Raw genomic sequence first — 16428 nt, 5'->3', positions numbered from 1 at the left:
TTGAGGAAATATCAGTCCGGAGTTCCAGCCAAAAATGAGATGGTACGGAAGGGCGCACCAAGAATAAAAGGCCGCAACCTTGCGGCGGCGGCCTCACCATGCTCCGCTGGGTAAGATATAATTCTCATCTTGTGCTTTCCACCTGCCTGACATATTGTTCCCGCTGTAGTTGTAATGCGGTTGTCGGGAAGACGGTGTGAATCCGTCGTGGTCCCGCCGCTGTAACCGGGGACGAACATCGTTCAGGCCACTGTCGAAATACGGGAAGGCACGATCAGTAGAGTGATCCGGAAACCAGAATACCGACCCGCATCGTGAATCATGACTTAACCCCCGTGGAGAGGGGTTAAAAGTGAAACTCTGTTTGGGGATGAAATATCGGCATCCCGGCTCCCGAAAGGGCGTCGGGATGCCTTTTTTTTGGATCAAGGACTCTGACAATGGCTGAGTTTGAACATGGTGGAAATCTGAAACAGTTGGCACAGGATGCAGGACAAGCCCCGGGCAATATTCTTGATTTCAGCGCCAATATCAATCCCCTCGGCCCGCCCGACTGGCTTCGTCCGCTAATCAGCCGCCACATTTCTGATCTTGCCCACTACCCTGATCCTGGAGCCACCGCCCTGGCAAATGCTGCCGCTGATCGCTACCATGCCACTCTGGAGGAAGTCCTCACCGGAAACGGCTCCACCGAGTTGCTCAGCCTGCTGACCCAGGTCGCCGGAACCGCTCGCGCCATCATCCCTGTTCCCTCTTACAGTGATTACGGCCGTGCAGCCCGTCTCGCCGGCATGAGCCTCATCGAATTGCCCCTGAACGAATCCGAAGGATTCAAACTCGACCCCGCCCGGCTTAACCCTTTGTTGAAGACCCCCGCCACGGTGTTCATCGGCCACCCCAACAATCCGACCGGCTGCCTCTGCCCCGCCGGGGCCCTGCACTTGCTGGCCGCCGCCCACCCTGACAGCCTGTTCATCGTAGATGAGGCATTTGGCGATTTCGTGGAGGATTTCGACAGTCTGACAGTGAATCGGCCCGCCAATGTCGCCGTCCTGCTCTCGCTGACCAAGATCTTTGCCATCCCCGGGCTGCGGCTGGGATGCCTCGTAGCCAATGCCAGCATGATTCAAAAGGCGCGCGAACGCCAGCCGCTCTGGAGTGTCAATACCCTGGCACAGGCCGTGGGCGCGGCCGCCCTTGAGGACACCGCTTACGTGGCACGTTCCCGAACTCTGGTCCGCCAGGAACGGGACTGGTTGCTGAATGAATTGAGTCAAATCAGCGGCCTCGTTCCCTATCCCGGTGCCGCCAATTTCCTTCTAGCCCGGCTAACCGGTTCCGCCAACAACGCCGATACCCTAGCAAAACAACTACTCAAGGAACACGGCATTGCCATCCGGTCATGTGGAAATTTCCGAGGTCTGGACAACCGCTACTTCCGGGTGGCCGTCCGGCCAAGGGTGGAAAATGAGCGCCTCATCAGCGCACTGCAATCCGTCACCAGAACACGGCGCCCCACACCCACCCCGCGCCGCACTCCCGCCATCATGTTCCAGGGAACGACATCAAATGCTGGAAAGAGCGTGATTACGTCCGCGCTTTGCCGCATTCTGCTTCAGGACGGATACCGGGTGGCACCCTTCAAGTCCCAGAACATGTCGCTCAACTCGTTCGTGACGCGCGATGGCGGTGAAATGGGCCGAGCACAGGTGGTTCAGGCGCAGGCCTGCCGGATCGAACCCGACGTTCGGATGAACCCGGTACTGCTCAAGCCCAACTCCCATACAGGCTCCCAGGTTATCGTGATGGGCAAGCCTGTGGGGAATATGTCGGTTGACGAATACATCCGCTATAAACCGGAAGCCTTTAAGACGATCTGCCGGGCCTACGACGAACTGGCGGCCGACCATGATGTCATCGTCCTGGAGGGCGCGGGCAGTCCCGGCGAGGTGAACCTGAAGTCGCACGACATCGTCAACATGAACATGGCCCGCTACGCCCAGTCCCCGGTCTTGCTGGTGGGCGACATTGATCGCGGCGGCGTGTTCGCGGCATTTGTCGGCACCATGGAGGTCCTGACGGAATGGGAACGCGCCCTCGTCGCCGGGTTCGTGGTCAACCGTTTCCGCGGCCAGGAATCCCTGCTGTGTGATGCCCTGGACTACATGCTGCGGGTTACCGGCCGTCCGGTGCTGGGCGTGGTGCCGAACCTATCCAACTTGAATCTTCCCGAAGAGGATTCGGTGTCATTCAAGAGCGGCGTCATAGTCCACGCGAAACAGGACGGGGCGGCGATTGAGATTGCCGTCATTGATCTTCCCCATATTTCCAACTTTACCGATTTCGACGCCTTCAAGGTGGAACCGGACGTTCATTTGCGCATTGTCCGTTCCGCAGGCGAACTGGGCGAACCCGATGCCGTGATCATTCCCGGAAGTAAGAATACCCTGCATGATTTGTCCTACCTAAAACAGACAGGGCTGGCGGATCGCATTCTGCGACTTGCCGCCATGGGCGAAACCGAGATCGTCGGGATCTGCGGCGGATTCCAGATGATCGGCAGGGAGATTGAGGATCCTGATTGCGTGGAAACCGCCAGCGGCCGGGCCAACGGGTTGGGATTGCTTGATATCCGAACCATCATGAAGGGCGAAAAAACCCTGCTTCGCGTCTCGGCACGGCACGCTCCCTCCGAACTCACCGTGCATGGATACGAGATACATCATGGCCAGACCCAATCCGCGGCGTCCCCCCCCCTATTCATCCGGACTGATGGCGAGTCGATTGGCGTGGTCGATACCGACGGCCGCATTTGGGGCACTTATCTGCATGGCGTCTTCGATGCCGACGATTTCCGCCGTTGGTTCATCAATCGCCTGAGGACCCGCCGTGGGCTCGCGCCGATGGAAGGCACCTATGCCGCCTACGATATCGAACTGGCATTGAATGAATTGGCGGGGGTCGTGCGAAAAGCCCTGCGCATCGACGAAATCTACCGGTTGATGGGATTACGAAAATGACCCTGACATTACACATACTTGCCGCCGTCGGCCTGGATCTCATGATTGGAGATCCCCGCTGGTTGCCGCATCCTGTCCGGGGCATCGGCTGGCTGGCACAACGGCTGGAAGCCCCCCTGCGGCGCCTCCTCAAAAACGAATATGCGGCCGGCGTGCTGGTGGTGTTACTGGTGGTTGGCTCAACTGCCTTCGCGGTCTGGGGGCTGATTCATGGTGCGATGCTCTTGCATCCTGTCGCCAGCGATATCGTCTCTATTCTGGCCATCTACACGGCGATCGCACCCCGCGATCTCGCCAGGCACAGCATGTCGGTTTATCACGAGCTGAAGGCTGGAGATCTCCCCCTATCCCGCAAGCGGGTCGCCATGATTGTCGGGCGCGATACGGATACCCTCGATGAAGCCGACGTCACCCGGGCGGCTGTTGAATGTGTAGCCGAAAGCACTGTCGACGGCGTTACCGCCCCCCTCTTTTTCGCCCTTCTTGCGGGCCCGTTGGGCGCCATGACCTATCGTGCCATCAACACCTTGGACTCAACCTTTGGCTACCTGACGCCGCGTTACTGCCGTTTTGGGTGGGCCTCTGCCCGCCTTGACGATCTTGCCAATTACCTCCCGGCCCGCCTCACCGCACCGTTGATCGGCGTGGCCGCAGTCTTCCTGAACATGCGCCCGCTACAGTCATGGTGCATACTCCGGAGGGATGGCCGAAAACATGCCAGCCCCAACTCCGGCTTACCGGAAGCGGCCATGGCCGGCGCGCTGGGCGTACAACTCGGTGGCACCGCTATTTACGACGGGGAACCTCTTGAGAAACCCACCATCGGCGATGCCCTGACACCGCTCACCGCCCAACATATTCTCCAGGCCAATCTCCTCATGTTCACCACCATGGCGCTGTTTCTGGCCCTGGGCCTACTGGCCCGCCGCTCATTCTAGTCGATAGGAACCCTTGACAAAAATACTACGGGTATTGAATAAGATACCGAAAAGAAGAAATGAGTTAAGGGCAAAACCGTCGAAAGGCGGTCTGGAATGCAGAAGAGGTTGCAGGGGCACTCTGCGTCGTTTTTCAGCATGACTTCGCGCCCAAGCAGAGTGATCTTGAATTCCTTAGTATTATTGCGGCCGGCATCCAAAAAGAAGAGGAACGTAATCAGGCGGCAGCGGAACGCAAAAAACTAGAGGGCCAGTTCCTCCAAGCCCAGAAGCTGGAGGCATTGGGTCAGTTGTCAGGTGGTATAGCCCACGACTTCAACAACAAGCTCCAAATCATCCTGAGCTTTTCGGACGTCATCGCGGAAAATTTAACACCAGGCAATCCGATCCTTGCCGACCTCCGCGGAATCCAGATAGCAGCACACCGTGCCGCCGAACTCGCGCAGCAATTGCTGACTTTTTCACGGAAACAAACCATCACGCCAACGATGCAGATCCTGAACGAGGTCATACCTGAAAGCAGGACATATTACCATCGAAGCGGCCAATCGAACGCTCCTCGCAGCCGACTGCCAGCATCAACCCAATTTCCTCCAACCCGGCGACTATGTAGTGGTTACCTTCCGGGACGACGGAGCCATCAAGGTTCACAGCACGCCGAGCCAAGGCACCACGTTCACCATTTACCTGCCCCGTTACTACAATTAGACTGTGATAAAAACCCAATGCTCACCTTGTACTTTCCTCCAGCCTGACATAATAATTGTAACGTAATTGCAATGCGTTTGTCGGGAAGACGGTGTAAATCCGTCGCGGTCCCGCCGCTGTAACCGGGAACGAACATCGTTTAGGCCACTGTCGTAAGATGGGAAGGCACGATCAGTAGGTTGATCAGGAAACCAGAATACCGACCCGCATATTGAGTCATCAAGTTGATCGTTGCAGAAAGGAATAAAAGAGAAGCGGCGATGCCATTTATGCTTTTGTCATACGACGGTTACTCCCCTATTACGAACCGCTCCGACTGCCATCCCGCCTTACCGCTTCCTTGCCACCTGCTGGCGCAAGTCATGTGTGGGATGGCTGGGATAAAGGGACAACCGAGACCTTTCGGTGGAAACTATAGGTTCTCTTAACGAATTCACCCAATGCCATCCACCGGAAATCCGATCATGGTCTGATCTTCCCGGGATCTGTTCCGCACTGTGGAACTCGACTTGATTGGCCGCACGGTCGACAGCCTGAACGGATTCAATTTGCGTTATGATCACGCCGAAGAAAATAATTGGCCCATCCTGACGTATGCGCCAACTGTGATCGTTGAGGGGGCACGTAATGGGTCCTTATTTCATCGAGCTTTCCATCGCTCTTCAGGCGGTTATACACCAGAGTCCACACACAAGGCCGGGAATCTGAATACGCTTCACACATCCCGTTCACGCTGCCGCCGCAGGGACCATTTCGCTGCTGTTTAGCACACAGGGCTTTGGGACAACAGAAGGCCATATCCGTCAGCGCGCAATCCCCGCAGTCCTGGCATCCATAAAGTAACATCTTGGCTGCATGCTCGTTGGCATGCGAGAGACGAGCCAAAACAGATTGATCGCCAATCCTTTTGTAGTACCAGGTAAGTATACGCGCGACCACGCTGCTACGCTCAAAGACAATACGATGAAACAGCTTTGACATTTCATAACCCCAGATACGACGCCCTTTTCCAAGGCCTTTGACAACATCCTTATCCTGATCGGAATCGACGTAGTTGGCTGGCGGAGGGAAAGCATAATATTCGCCATCACGAGCGAACGATACCTCGGGAATAAACTCCTCCCAACGTGACTCCAATTCAACGGCGCGATTAATGATAAAACGAAAGTCTTCCGTTTTGAGGGCAAACCCTCCGATATGAACCCCGTTGAAGCCCATGCCCTTGAACATGGCGACCATCTTGGCCGCCCGCTCCAGACGTTTCGACTTCCCTTTGTCAGGTTCTTTTGACTCCGCTTCGACCACGCGCAACAACTCATCCGTGACGACACAACCGGGGACCATACCTGCATTCATCGCTTTGGCCGCGCCATAACTCAACACATAGACGTTTCCCAACACTGGCACATTCAATCCTCGACTCCGCAAATAACGTTTGATCTCCAGGAACTTGCGCATGTCATACCCGAGCTGAGGAATGATAAAGTCGGCACCCGCCGCGATTTTCTTCTCCATCTTGAAATACTGGGGCAGTAGTTCCTCTTCAGTCGCCTTGAAAGGACATACCGCCGCCGCAACCAGGAAACTGGTTGGCGGCATGCGGGTCACGGTGCCTTTCTTGACTCCGGAAATCTCAAGCCCGGCATTTAATTGTTTGATGTATTTGACGGCCTGCACAGAATCAAGGTCAAACACACTAGCCGCATTACCGTCATATCCGCCCGATGGATAGTCGCCTGAGATAACCAGAAGATTATTGGCGCCCGCCCGGGCAAGGGCCATCAGGCGCGATTCCATGGCATTTCGGTTCATGTCGCGGCAGGAGAAATGAATCAACACGTCCATTCCCGTTTTGAGAATCTCCGGGGCCAAGGCATCGGGAATCATGGCCGCGTTACCGCCGGGATTGTCGGTCAAGCTGACGGCATGAATTTTCGGAAGCGATCCTACGACATCCCGCGCGAAGAGAAGTGCTGCATCCAGGCTTGCCCCCTCTTTTCCACGACCGGGCACAAATTCGCAAGTGATGACAAACTCGCCGTTTAAAAGTGCGTCTCTTAACATGATCGAATCTCCATGGTTGACTGCGGTTTTTTATTTAGCATTTACCCACCACATCATTGAGTACGGACCCTTTGGGGTTCACAGGCGCACGCAAGGCGAAGGGTTCATCGGTTACATACCCCGACAGCGCCAACCCTATAATCAGGAAACCCGCACCCACAAGAAATGACACCGGACCAGCCTGTTGGGCATAATGATCTTTCAGCCAGGCTACGATCTGCGGGCCGACAATCCCCGCCGCCGACCATGCCGTGAGAATGCTGCCATACACCCATGGCATCCGCTTTCCCCCGAACACGTCCAACACGAAAGAGGGCATTGCCCCGAATCCACCGCCATAGCAAAGCAGGACATAACAAACCAGCACGGCAAAGAGCCAAGGGTTCTCCACCCTGGACAATATCAGGAAGGCCAGGCCCTGGGTCGCCAGCATAATGCGAAAGACTTGAATACGACCTATGCGATCCGAGAGCCCACCCCACAAAAAGCGCCCGATTCCATTAAACAGGGAACTCACTGCGATCAGGGTGGCCCCGGTTGAAACCAGGGCTGAAGTTGTCATGACAGGATTCTCCTTCCTGAGCAAATCCTGTAACAGTGGGGACTGAAAACCGATGATAGCGATCCCTGCAACGATGTTGCAGAAAAAGACGCCCCACATGGTCAGGAATCGCCGCGACAGCAAATAGGAACTGATGGGAACGTATTCATCACTGAAGGCGCACACCGTGCTGGAGGTTGGGGTCATACCCTCCGGAACATACCCGGCCGGGGGATTCTGAAGTACCGTACCGCACAAGGTGACCGTAATCAGAAAGAAAACGCCGAGAAAAGCGAAAACAGAGACTGGATTACCCCCCGTCGCCGCCATCAACATCGGTGCCAGCACCTTGCTCATCAGCATGGCACCCAGCCCGAACCCCATGACCACCATGCCTGTGACAAATCCTTTCTTATCGGGGAACCATTTGGCCACCGTCGCCACCGGAGTGACATAGCCAAGTCCGAGTCCCGTTCCACCCACTATGCCGTATCCCACATAGAGCAGGATGAGTGACTCGACATGCAACGCCAGGGCCGCAATCAAGGTGCCAGACCCGAACAGCACCCCCCCTAGCATCGCCAGACGACGGGGCCCCCATTTGCCCAGGTTCATCCCGCCCCATGCCGCCGCCAAACCCAGAAAACATATCGCTAGGCTGAATACCCACGACACCTGGGTGTTACTCCAATGATACCGGTTCATCAGGGGCATCTGGAAATAACTCCAGGCATATACCGAGCCCAGACAAATCTGGAGACAGGTTCCGGAAACCGCAATCCACCATCGTTTGTTGTTTAATGACATATTTCTCTCTAACAATTACTGTAACGAACAGGTCATGAAGGCTTCCACCTTGCGTGCAATCACCTCTTTATGTTCATGAACACAAAGCACGTCGCATTCCGTTCCCAGCATGAAAGGATGGTTCTTTTCCCGCATCCGTGCCGCCAGGTCACAGGACATCTCCTTCACCTGTTCAACCGTGATCAGGGAGTCGGACATAAACCGTTTGGAGGGAAGATTCCCATAGAGAACTGTGTCCTTAGATACAAGGTCCGCCGCCTCCCATAAATTCACGGGGCTACCAAAACTGAAAACCTCTGGGCGAAGAGTGTCGAGTTTACGAATCATCCCGGGCGTAAGTGCACCACAATCATGAAAAATCAAGGCCGCCCCGCGATCAGCCACGAGCTTGCGCATGACCGCATTCTGGGCCAGCACAAACCGGTCAAAGATATCAGCCCCCTCCTCCATCTGTTTGGGTGAGAGGTAAACGGAATTGGCGGCTGGTTCGGCAACGATGATGATCTGGGCACCAGCATCCAGTTGCGATTCAATGGCACGCAAAACCACCGCCAGCGCCAAGTCCAGGCAAATCTCTACAGCCCTGACTTCCGAATCCTCGTCGCCGGTAATGCCCATACCATGAAGAAAAATAGGTGTGATGGGATCAGCCAACAGTTTGGTCATCAACGAAAAAGGGCCGATGGAAATTCCCATGGGTAAGAGCGTCGAATGGGTCGCCACATACCGGATGGCATCATTCCGGGCCTCCATCCTCCTGCCAAGAGGGCCTTTTATCTTCGACTTGAATTCACTCACCATGTCATCCGATGGACAACCGTGGAAATGATATGCCGGACGATCCACTGCGGGGATACCCATCAGGGACAGGAGATGGTCTTTCTCCAGCATCAGATCCATGTGGGGCATCACGATCGGGCTGTTATAGAACCGCGCGGCCTCCAGCAGCACTTGGCCCATCCGCTCCCCATTGTCAAGAATGGCATCCACATCAGGGTATTGATGCAGAATCATATCTACGCCAATGGGCACTCGCACATCTTTCCGGGTCAAATCAATGAAATACTGACGATTCATGGTTTACATCCTATTCGATCGAGATAAAACACCTCACGCGGCCAGTGTACGGGCAAGATCTGCATTGGCTTTGCCTTTCATCAACTTTTCTTTGATCTGCTCTAACACTGTGCTCATTCGGTTCTCCTTATTTTTCTTCTTACTAACTCAACCACTGAAATGGCATCATCATCCCACTTTTTCAACAATTTTCTTGTATAATAAGGCATGAGTGTTGAATATTATGGCAATATGAAGGAAAACAATACCGTCTCCAAAACAGATCGGCTTCTTGATGAGATCGGGCAATTGACCGGACAAGGTGCCCTTTATCACGGACTGTATGAGCCACAACTTCTGCTTAACAACAAGGTCTGCCCCTTCTGCCGGCACGCCCTGTCCCACCCCGTAGCCGCCTCCTTATGCCGCATCGCCTGCTGTAACTCCACGGTTCACGCCACGGCCTCAGGGGAACCCCATTTTTATCGCTGCTGGGCCAATCTTCTCTTCATTACCATCCCCATCGCACCCCACAATAAATGTTGTGGGGGCGTAGAACTCGGCGGATTCTGTATCGCAGGCGAAGAAAACGACATCAGGGATGCCGTGACCCAGATTGCCGGGACCTGGCCCAACACGGATCCAAAAGCATTTCTGAAACTCATCCCAACTCTCCATCAAATCACTCCAAGCGCCCTGCGTGGACTGGGAACTCTGGCCATGGAGACATCCTGCTCGTCGGGTGTCAATTCAAGCGAGTTCTTCCGGCGCCAAAATGAGAAGTATCTGCAGCAGCGCAGGATTGCGGAAGCGTTAGCGGACATTCGCCAGCAGGAGACCACGCCCCCGGACATTCTCGGCGACACCTATCAACTGCTTTCGTGCCTCGACCAGAACGACAAGCCGGGGGCGATGGCCTTCGTCTCCAAATACCTTGCAAAACTCCTGATGGCCAGTAACTGGAACCAGACTAAGCTCAAGGCGCATGTGCGTGTCCTGCTGGCGGTGATGACCAGCCAGAACATTCTGAGCGGAACTCCCTGGACCGTGGCGACCAGCCGGGAGATGCGCCAGATGCTCAGGCTGGAACATGCCACATCAACGGAGGAAAGCTGTTACGAGGTAGCAGAATGGATCAAGGAGTATTTCGAGGGTAAAGATCCCTCCGCCCAGGATGGTCGCCCCCTTTCAGAGCGCGTGACTAACTGGCAACAATCCCACTATCAGGAAAGTGTCACCCTGGCCAACGCCTCGCGCGCCATCGGGGTCAGCACCTCAACCCTAGTTCACCGCCTGCGCCGGGAGGCCGGGAAAACCTTCAAACAACTGCTCACAGAGATCCGCCTTTCCGAGGCCAAAAAGTTTCTCGCCACCACGTCGCTCGACATCAGCGAAATCGGGGACACCTGCGGGTTTTTCGACCAAAGCCACTTCACGAGGGAATTCAAGCGCGCCATCAACCTTACACCCGGCGAATTCCGCAAATTACTCCGCGTCCCCGACGAGGCCCTGCTCCTTTCGGGCCTGAAAAATCTGGATGAAACCGCCCCTCTTCAACCCCCCCCGACAACGAAGCGCCGCCCCATTAAAAACTGACCAACCGAAGCAGTGGGCCGATGCATCACACGCTTGATCACCCGCGAGAAATCCAAGGGATCATCCATCCATAGAATTACCATCATGCAACCGGACTCCGCTCGGGATTAACCCATGACGCGGTCCCCCGCCTTTCGGTGTGCCCGAAAAAGGGAAGGCGGAATGCCTGTTTTCTCCTTAAACTGCTTACTGAAATGATAGATATCCGAATATCCAAGCAGATCGGCGATACGGCCAATGCTGTAGCTGGACATGGAAATCAAATGTTTCGCCTCCTCAATCCGTGTCCGGATCAAAAACTCCCGAGGGGACTCACCCCGTACTGCACGGAACATCCTCGAGAAGTGATCCGGAGTATAATGCAGTTGATTTGAGAGTTCGCGCACCGACCACGCCTTTCCAGGTTCCCGGCGGATCGCGGCTACTACGTCCCGGATTGCCTCATAGTGCTCCAGCTCCAACCCGCTTCGCGGCAACCGGGCATCCTGTCGAGACAACTCCTGAAGCGTTGCCTCCATCCATAAATTTGCCTCCATGCGACGTCCTGACTCGCGAGAATAGCGAATTGCCCGGTCGAACACCTGAGTTAAAAAGGGGAGATCAGGTGGACGCCGGTGCACAACCGGCAATCGGGCGCCAACAGCATCGGAAAGCGTCAATGGGTTTCCCTTTACATCCAAAAAACGAAATTCACACCAATAGACAGTCAGGGGTGTTTTCGGGTCATGCATGCCCACACACCGATGCCACATCCGGAACACAAAGCAGTCACCCGCATGCACAGGATAGACCTGGCCCGCGTGATTCATGGTCCCTTTCCCTGCCGTCACCATCCACAAGATAAGATGACGCCAAGGTGACAACTTGCTATCCCAACTCCAGTCCGGAGCGCACTCCGTCACCGCCGCCGTCATGATTTCCGCCTGCCCCAGACCCGCCATCTCCCGACTCCTTTGTTATTGAATTATCGTATTCTTACAAATATATGCCTGAAACATCCATTTCATTTTCAATTATTTATCAAATACTAAGGGTTATTTCTTGAAGATGAAATGTGATATTTTTAAAATACAAATCGGAGATGACCATGAGCCCCATGACAGGCAAAGAGCGATTCAACAACACCCTCGACCTTAAACCCGTTGACCATAGTCCCTGTCACGAGGATCTGTGGCCTGAGACATATCAACAATGGCAGGACGCCGGCCTGCTCACGGGAGACTTCGTAGAGCAATTTAAACTCGACTTGCGCATGGGCGGCTGGCCCAATAATACCGTTGACCTCGATTTCAAGCCCGTTGTACTGGAGGAATCGGAGGATACCCAATTGATTCTTGATGGAAATGGAGCTCAGCTCCGCCGCCACAAAAAGCACTCCACCACCCCTGAACACGTCAACTTCAGCGTAACTGAACGTCCCGCGTGGGAGGAAATAGCCAAACCTCACCTTCTCAAGACCGACTGGCGCCGCATCAATGTCGCTGATTATCGGAAGGCGCGCGCTCAGGCCGACCAAAATCAGGAATTTTTCTGTTGGTCCGGTGTTGGCCCATTCGAACAGATGCACCCACTCTGTGGACACGAACACATGCTAGTCGGCATGGCTCTGGATCCGGACTGGGTCAAAGACATGGTCATGACCTATGTCGACATGACCATACGCCACCTGGAGATTCTCTTCACCGAAGAAGGGCTGCCGGACGGGGCTTTCGTTTACGAGGACATGGGCTTCAAGGAGCGTCCCTTTATGTCGCCCGAGATGTACGAAGAGATCGTTGAACCCGGCCACAAGCGCCTATTTGATTTTTTCCATGGGAAGGGCCTGAAAGTCATCGTACATTCCTGCGGTTTTGTTGAACCTCTGGTTCCCGGTCTGATCCGCGCCGGAATGAACTGCCTTCAGGCAATGGAGGTCAAGGCGGGAATGCACATGCCCAGATTGGCAAAGCAATTCGGGAAACAAATTGCCTTCTTCGGCGGCGTTGACGCCCGCGCCCTCATCAGTAACGATCGAACCATCATTGATGCGGAAATGGATCGAACCATAGCCCCGTTGATGGCCATGGGCTGCAGTTACGTCATCCATTCCGACCATTCCATTCCGCCCGAGGTGAAATTCGAAACCCTGCAATATTTCTTTGAACGCGGCCGCCGCATGACCACCCGGCAGTAAAAAAATTGACACAGTTGGTATTGAAAATCTAGCCACACCACCATAGTCTGGCAATTCCGTAATACCACCATGAAATCAGCCCCGCCTCAAACAATGGCTACTCAGCCCGGCATTGCACCGGAATTGCGGCAGGTTATAAATCAACAAGTCTCAACATTAGGCTGGCGCAGGATCACCCACAGACGATCTATCGGTAACGCCACCATCGCCATCTCCCATTTCCGGATCAAGATCCAACGCCTTATACAGGCTTGCCGGATGAGTGGTCGGATGAGTGTAAGGATCGGGAGTGAGTTCGCTCACGACTATGATTGAGCGGTACTCCTGCCGCCGTGTAGAGCGTAACGAAGTACAGGCCGGTGCTCGATCGTGACTTGTTCACGATCATGATCACAGGCTGAGACGAAAGCGTGCACATGCCCATACGTACGGGATGCATGTTGAAGAGTCTCGGCAGTTCCTCACTGATCACGGTCACCTTGTCTCTCAGAATCTCAAAACGATTCTTGCTGTATCTGGCGGCAAGACCCGTGCCCGCAACCGGAACAAATGTTTCCCCAACCATTTCTTCGCGGATCGGGAAGGCATGCATGATCCCCCCGAACAGTTGTGGAGGTTCTTCCCCTGTCAGGGGTGCCACGGTGACCGCAAGTCTGTTGCTCGCCACGCCTTCACCATAGAGTCTGGCAGCCCTGACCTGCCAGGTCGGGTCATAGCTCGCTCCAGCAATCCCACCGCCGATATACCGGCAACCGGCGACCGTGAGAAGACCCGCCACCGTTGCCAGCACCAATATTCCAGCCTTCATGTCTCCATTTCTCATTTCTCTCAGCGGCGCGCGGCAGCGCGTACGCTGCGAACGGATGTTCGGCTGGATATTTCCACGAATCGTCCGGAAACGAATCGGTGTAAAACACTAGCCATGAGTGTTTGATAGGGCAAGCCGTCTTCAACCGCAATGGTTTGAAGTTGCTCCAGATCTTTTGATGATATTCGAATATTGACTCTCTGGTCTTTCGCCAAAGTGTTCTTCGCGTACTGCACATGGCGAGAAATCGCCTGTTTTTGATTAGCTACGGGCTTCCATTCGCCACGCTCAAAAGAGTCAAGTATATCCTGCTCATCTGGATCAAGTTTTGTCTTCTTCATCGGATTCTCCCAAAAACTGGTGTGTTGCTTTTCGGCTTGGAATGATCGTCTTGAGAAAGCGACCTTCCGCCGATTCCACAAACGACACCAAGTACACATAATCCCCAACTCGAACGACCAGAATCTGCTGACCGGGATATCGCCCCTGATTTGGGTGTTCATTCACAGCCAGCAGATCGCCCCCCTCAATATGCATCACCATTTGTTCAAAACTGAGCCCTCGCTCCGTCTTGAGTCGCTCCGTCGCGGCGACTCTTGTCCATTTCAAGCACCACCCTGCCCTTCGCGGCACGGAGTGCCCCTCCCACATTGAATCAATTCCCATCCATCATCTCTTCAGTTTCATTCCCCAACGGTCACCTTCACTTTCGGCGAGGAACGAGCTGTAAAGTGCGAGGTGTGGTTGGCCGATTATTTTATCTGAACAGATCCGAATGTGTCCCAGTTCGTTCAAGCCGCAGTGAATCATCATCGGCAGTATAAATCAGGATCCAGTCGGGTTCCACATGGCAGTCATGCGAGGATTTCCATTCTCCGACGAGAGGATGATCCCTGTATTTGGGATCAAGCGGAGATCCGGTAGCCAGAAGCCTTACAATCACCTCGAGTTTTGCCAGATCCTTCCCACGTTTCCTCATCTTCTTGATGTCGCGGGCGAACTGGGTGGTCTGGGAGACCTTCTTCATTTCTTCCAGCTCTCAAACATGGCATCCAATGACTCAAACTCCTGAACATCCTCGCCGCGGCGGCTCTTTTCAAGGGTGGCAGCCGTGCATTCGTTGGGGACGGCCACGGCGAATGGGAGCCCATGCCTGAGCATGATCTGCCTGTAGAAAATCCGAATCGCCTCTGTCGGGCTGATTCCTAGATTATGCAGAACGCCTTCAGCCTGTCGTTTTATCTGGGGTTCTATTCTCGCATGGATAACTGCTGTTTTCATGATTTCAGTGTGTCACATCCGCAACACATTTATCAAGACATTCTTTCTGGCCAACGGCGCAAATCTCGGGCGGCGAAGCCGTACCGGGCATTTGTTGGTTGGACCTCTTCTTATCTCACAAACGAAGACCCTTGTGAGCTTGTACGTTCTCCAAGCCAACTCCTGTTCGAAGCAATTGGCGAATGACGAACCCTGCCGCCTTAATCCCATCCGTGCATCTGGACACATGATACCTGAAGTGTCTTTGTCATCCGTCTTTCCCTTCCCACTGCTTTACGGTCACGCAAAATCTGGAGATTGAATCAATCCTGGCGCTGGGTGACAAGTCGCATCCTGTTGAAGAGACATAATTGCTATATTGGGCATATCGGGAGAGCAATGCACGGGTTTCCGCCTCAATCTGTTCAGGGGACTCTGCAAGGAAACGCTGCGGGTCGATGTTGCCCATGACGATCCTGTCGGAAGACAAACCATCCAGCGCGATCGCCAAATCAACATCGCTTCCAAAATGGAATGCATGTGCGGAAAGTTTGACAATGGATGTTACGTGGGGATTGACCGCTCCGCAATTGTGATAAATAACCGAGAACGCATCGTCTTGGACTTCGGAAATGATCCTTTCAATATAACGGTGTGATAGGTCATCAGCCATGTCGGGTGAAATCATCGCAATGGACGGTTCAGCTAGAATAATACCGCTTGCCCCTGCCTTCTTGTATTCAAGCACATAGGCAATCAGGAATGATGTGGTCTTCTCAAGGAACGCATGTACGATGTCAGGTTCCGTCATGCAATTCACCATAAACTCCTCGGAGCCATTGAGCACGGAACCCAATGTGTATGGACCAGTCGCGCCGACAATCAGCGGTTTCTTCATGCATGGCACTGCAAGTCTGACCGCTTCAATCAGAGGAAAAAGGGTATCATTCAATGGCGACGGAACGACAGCGCATTCCAATGCGGCAATATCAGGATACAAGACTGTTCCTAGTTTTGGAAAATCCGCATCGTCGATCTTGCAGTCCATGCCGAAGGCTTTGGCTTCACACCAGAGTTCTGTCATACGAATAACTGCGCTTACTGGATACTTATCCGCAATTTCCAAAAGGACGTCCTTTTGCTTTTTACCGTCTGTGAGCACATCCATGAGGGACAACCCCATTTCTTTCACAACCGGATAGAAAAGGCATGGCGCCGCACTTTTACTGGAAATCAAACCGTTGATTGTTTTGTTCATCGCAATTCCCCTTCTGGCATTTCCGTTTGTCTTCTATCCGAACGTTCACCTTGAGTTTCGGCGCGTCAGCGACGTAAACTCCGAGGTGTGGTTCGCCGAATTTCAAATGGCTAAGACAAGCCGGAGTCCGTTATCAACTTCCGCCATCACGGACGGATCCACCTTCTTGACCTTTTCCGTCAGGCATTGCTTGTCGATG

General features: G+C 54.1%; 15 protein-coding genes and 2 riboswitches. Of the genes, 4 read left to right on the top strand and 11 right to left on the bottom strand.

What is annotated here, in order from left to right; all coding sequences use genetic code 11:
- Window positions 1-150: 150 nt before the first annotated feature.
- Window positions 151-326, top strand: a riboswitch (cobalamin riboswitch).
- A gap of 114 nt (window positions 327-440) precedes the next feature.
- Window positions 441-3020, top strand: a complete 2580-nt coding sequence (locus WCI03_10455) for a cobyric acid synthase (GenBank protein ID MEI8140276.1) — start codon at window positions 441-443, stop codon at window positions 3018-3020.
- On the top strand, window positions 3017-3958 hold the full coding sequence (cbiB, locus tag WCI03_10450; protein MEI8140275.1) for an adenosylcobinamide-phosphate synthase CbiB: 942 nt from the start codon (window positions 3017-3019) through the stop codon (window positions 3956-3958). The genes WCI03_10455 and cbiB overlap by 4 nt, the downstream gene beginning before the upstream one ends.
- Before the next feature lie 507 nt (window positions 3959-4465).
- Here the strand turns inward: cbiB and WCI03_10445 are convergent.
- The 4 genes from WCI03_10445 to WCI03_10430 all read right to left on the bottom strand — a co-directional run bounded on the left by WCI03_10445 (window position 4466) and on the right by WCI03_10430 (window position 9155).
- Entirely contained in the window at window positions 4466-4684 is a 219-nt protein-coding gene (locus WCI03_10445; protein MEI8140274.1) for a hypothetical protein, read from the bottom strand.
- Window positions 4685-4713: 29 nt separating this feature from the next.
- Window positions 4714-4889: riboswitch (cobalamin riboswitch) on the top strand.
- Window positions 4890-5209: 320 nt separating this feature from the next.
- Complete coding sequence (locus WCI03_10440) at window positions 5210-6730, bottom strand: methylenetetrahydrofolate reductase C-terminal domain-containing protein (GenBank protein ID MEI8140273.1); 1521 nt, start codon at window positions 6728-6730, stop codon at window positions 5210-5212.
- Between the two features lie 34 nt (window positions 6731-6764).
- Window positions 6765-8078, bottom strand: a complete 1314-nt coding sequence (locus tag WCI03_10435) for an OFA family MFS transporter (GenBank protein MEI8140272.1) — start codon at window positions 8076-8078, stop codon at window positions 6765-6767.
- A gap of 15 nt (window positions 8079-8093) precedes the next feature.
- Window positions 8094-9155: a uroporphyrinogen decarboxylase family protein gene (locus WCI03_10430; protein MEI8140271.1), complete on the bottom strand. Its 1062-nt coding sequence runs from the start codon at window positions 9153-9155 to the stop codon at window positions 8094-8096.
- 231 nt (window positions 9156-9386) lie between these two features.
- On the opposite strand from WCI03_10430, the gene WCI03_10425 reads away from it, so the two are divergent.
- A complete protein-coding gene (locus tag WCI03_10425) occupies window positions 9387-10730 on the top strand; it encodes a helix-turn-helix domain-containing protein (GenBank protein MEI8140270.1) in 1344 nt (447 codons plus the stop codon).
- 107 nt (window positions 10731-10837) lie between these two features.
- Here WCI03_10425 and WCI03_10420 read toward each other — a convergent pair whose 3' ends face one another.
- On the bottom strand, window positions 10838-11671 hold the full coding sequence (locus tag WCI03_10420) for an AraC family transcriptional regulator (GenBank protein MEI8140269.1): 834 nt from the start codon (window positions 11669-11671) through the stop codon (window positions 10838-10840).
- Between the two features lie 146 nt (window positions 11672-11817).
- Here WCI03_10420 and WCI03_10415 point away from each other — a divergent pair, with 146 nt between their 5' ends.
- Window positions 11818-12903 (top strand): uroporphyrinogen decarboxylase family protein, encoded by a 1086-nt coding sequence (locus WCI03_10415; protein ID MEI8140268.1) that lies wholly within the window; start codon window positions 11818-11820, stop codon window positions 12901-12903.
- A 241-nt stretch (window positions 12904-13144) separates the two neighbouring features.
- On the opposite strand, the gene WCI03_10410 is transcribed toward WCI03_10415, so the two are convergent.
- From WCI03_10410 to WCI03_10385, 6 genes are all read right to left on the bottom strand, one after another.
- Window positions 13145-13711 (bottom strand): hypothetical protein, encoded by a 567-nt coding sequence (locus WCI03_10410; protein MEI8140267.1) that lies wholly within the window; start codon window positions 13709-13711, stop codon window positions 13145-13147.
- Between the two features lie 20 nt (window positions 13712-13731).
- The gene (locus tag WCI03_10405) at window positions 13732-14052 is read right to left on the bottom strand and encodes a hypothetical protein (protein MEI8140266.1); all 321 of its coding nucleotides are present in this window, start codon (window positions 14050-14052) and stop codon (window positions 13732-13734) included.
- Window positions 14033-14320, bottom strand: coding sequence for a toxin (locus WCI03_10400; protein ID MEI8140265.1), 288 nt, complete (start codon window positions 14318-14320; stop codon window positions 14033-14035). Before WCI03_10400 ends, WCI03_10405 begins: the two co-directional genes overlap by 20 nt.
- A gap of 148 nt (window positions 14321-14468) precedes the next feature.
- Window positions 14469-14738 (bottom strand): type II toxin-antitoxin system YafQ family toxin, encoded by a 270-nt coding sequence (locus WCI03_10395; GenBank protein ID MEI8140264.1) that lies wholly within the window; start codon window positions 14736-14738, stop codon window positions 14469-14471.
- Window positions 14735-14992, bottom strand: a complete 258-nt coding sequence (locus WCI03_10390) for a type II toxin-antitoxin system RelB/DinJ family antitoxin (protein MEI8140263.1) — start codon at window positions 14990-14992, stop codon at window positions 14735-14737. Before WCI03_10390 ends, WCI03_10395 begins: the two co-directional genes overlap by 4 nt.
- Before the next feature lie 247 nt (window positions 14993-15239).
- A complete protein-coding gene (locus tag WCI03_10385; protein MEI8140262.1) occupies window positions 15240-16229 on the bottom strand; it encodes a uroporphyrinogen decarboxylase family protein in 990 nt (329 codons plus the stop codon).
- Between the last annotated feature and the right edge of the window lie 199 nt (window positions 16230-16428).

Source organism: bacterium (genome assembly GCA_037143175.1).
Taxonomy (GTDB): domain Bacteria; phylum Verrucomicrobiota; class Kiritimatiellia; order CAIKKV01; family CAITUY01; genus JAABPW01.
This window is presented reverse-complemented; position numbering and strand designations above follow the sequence as displayed.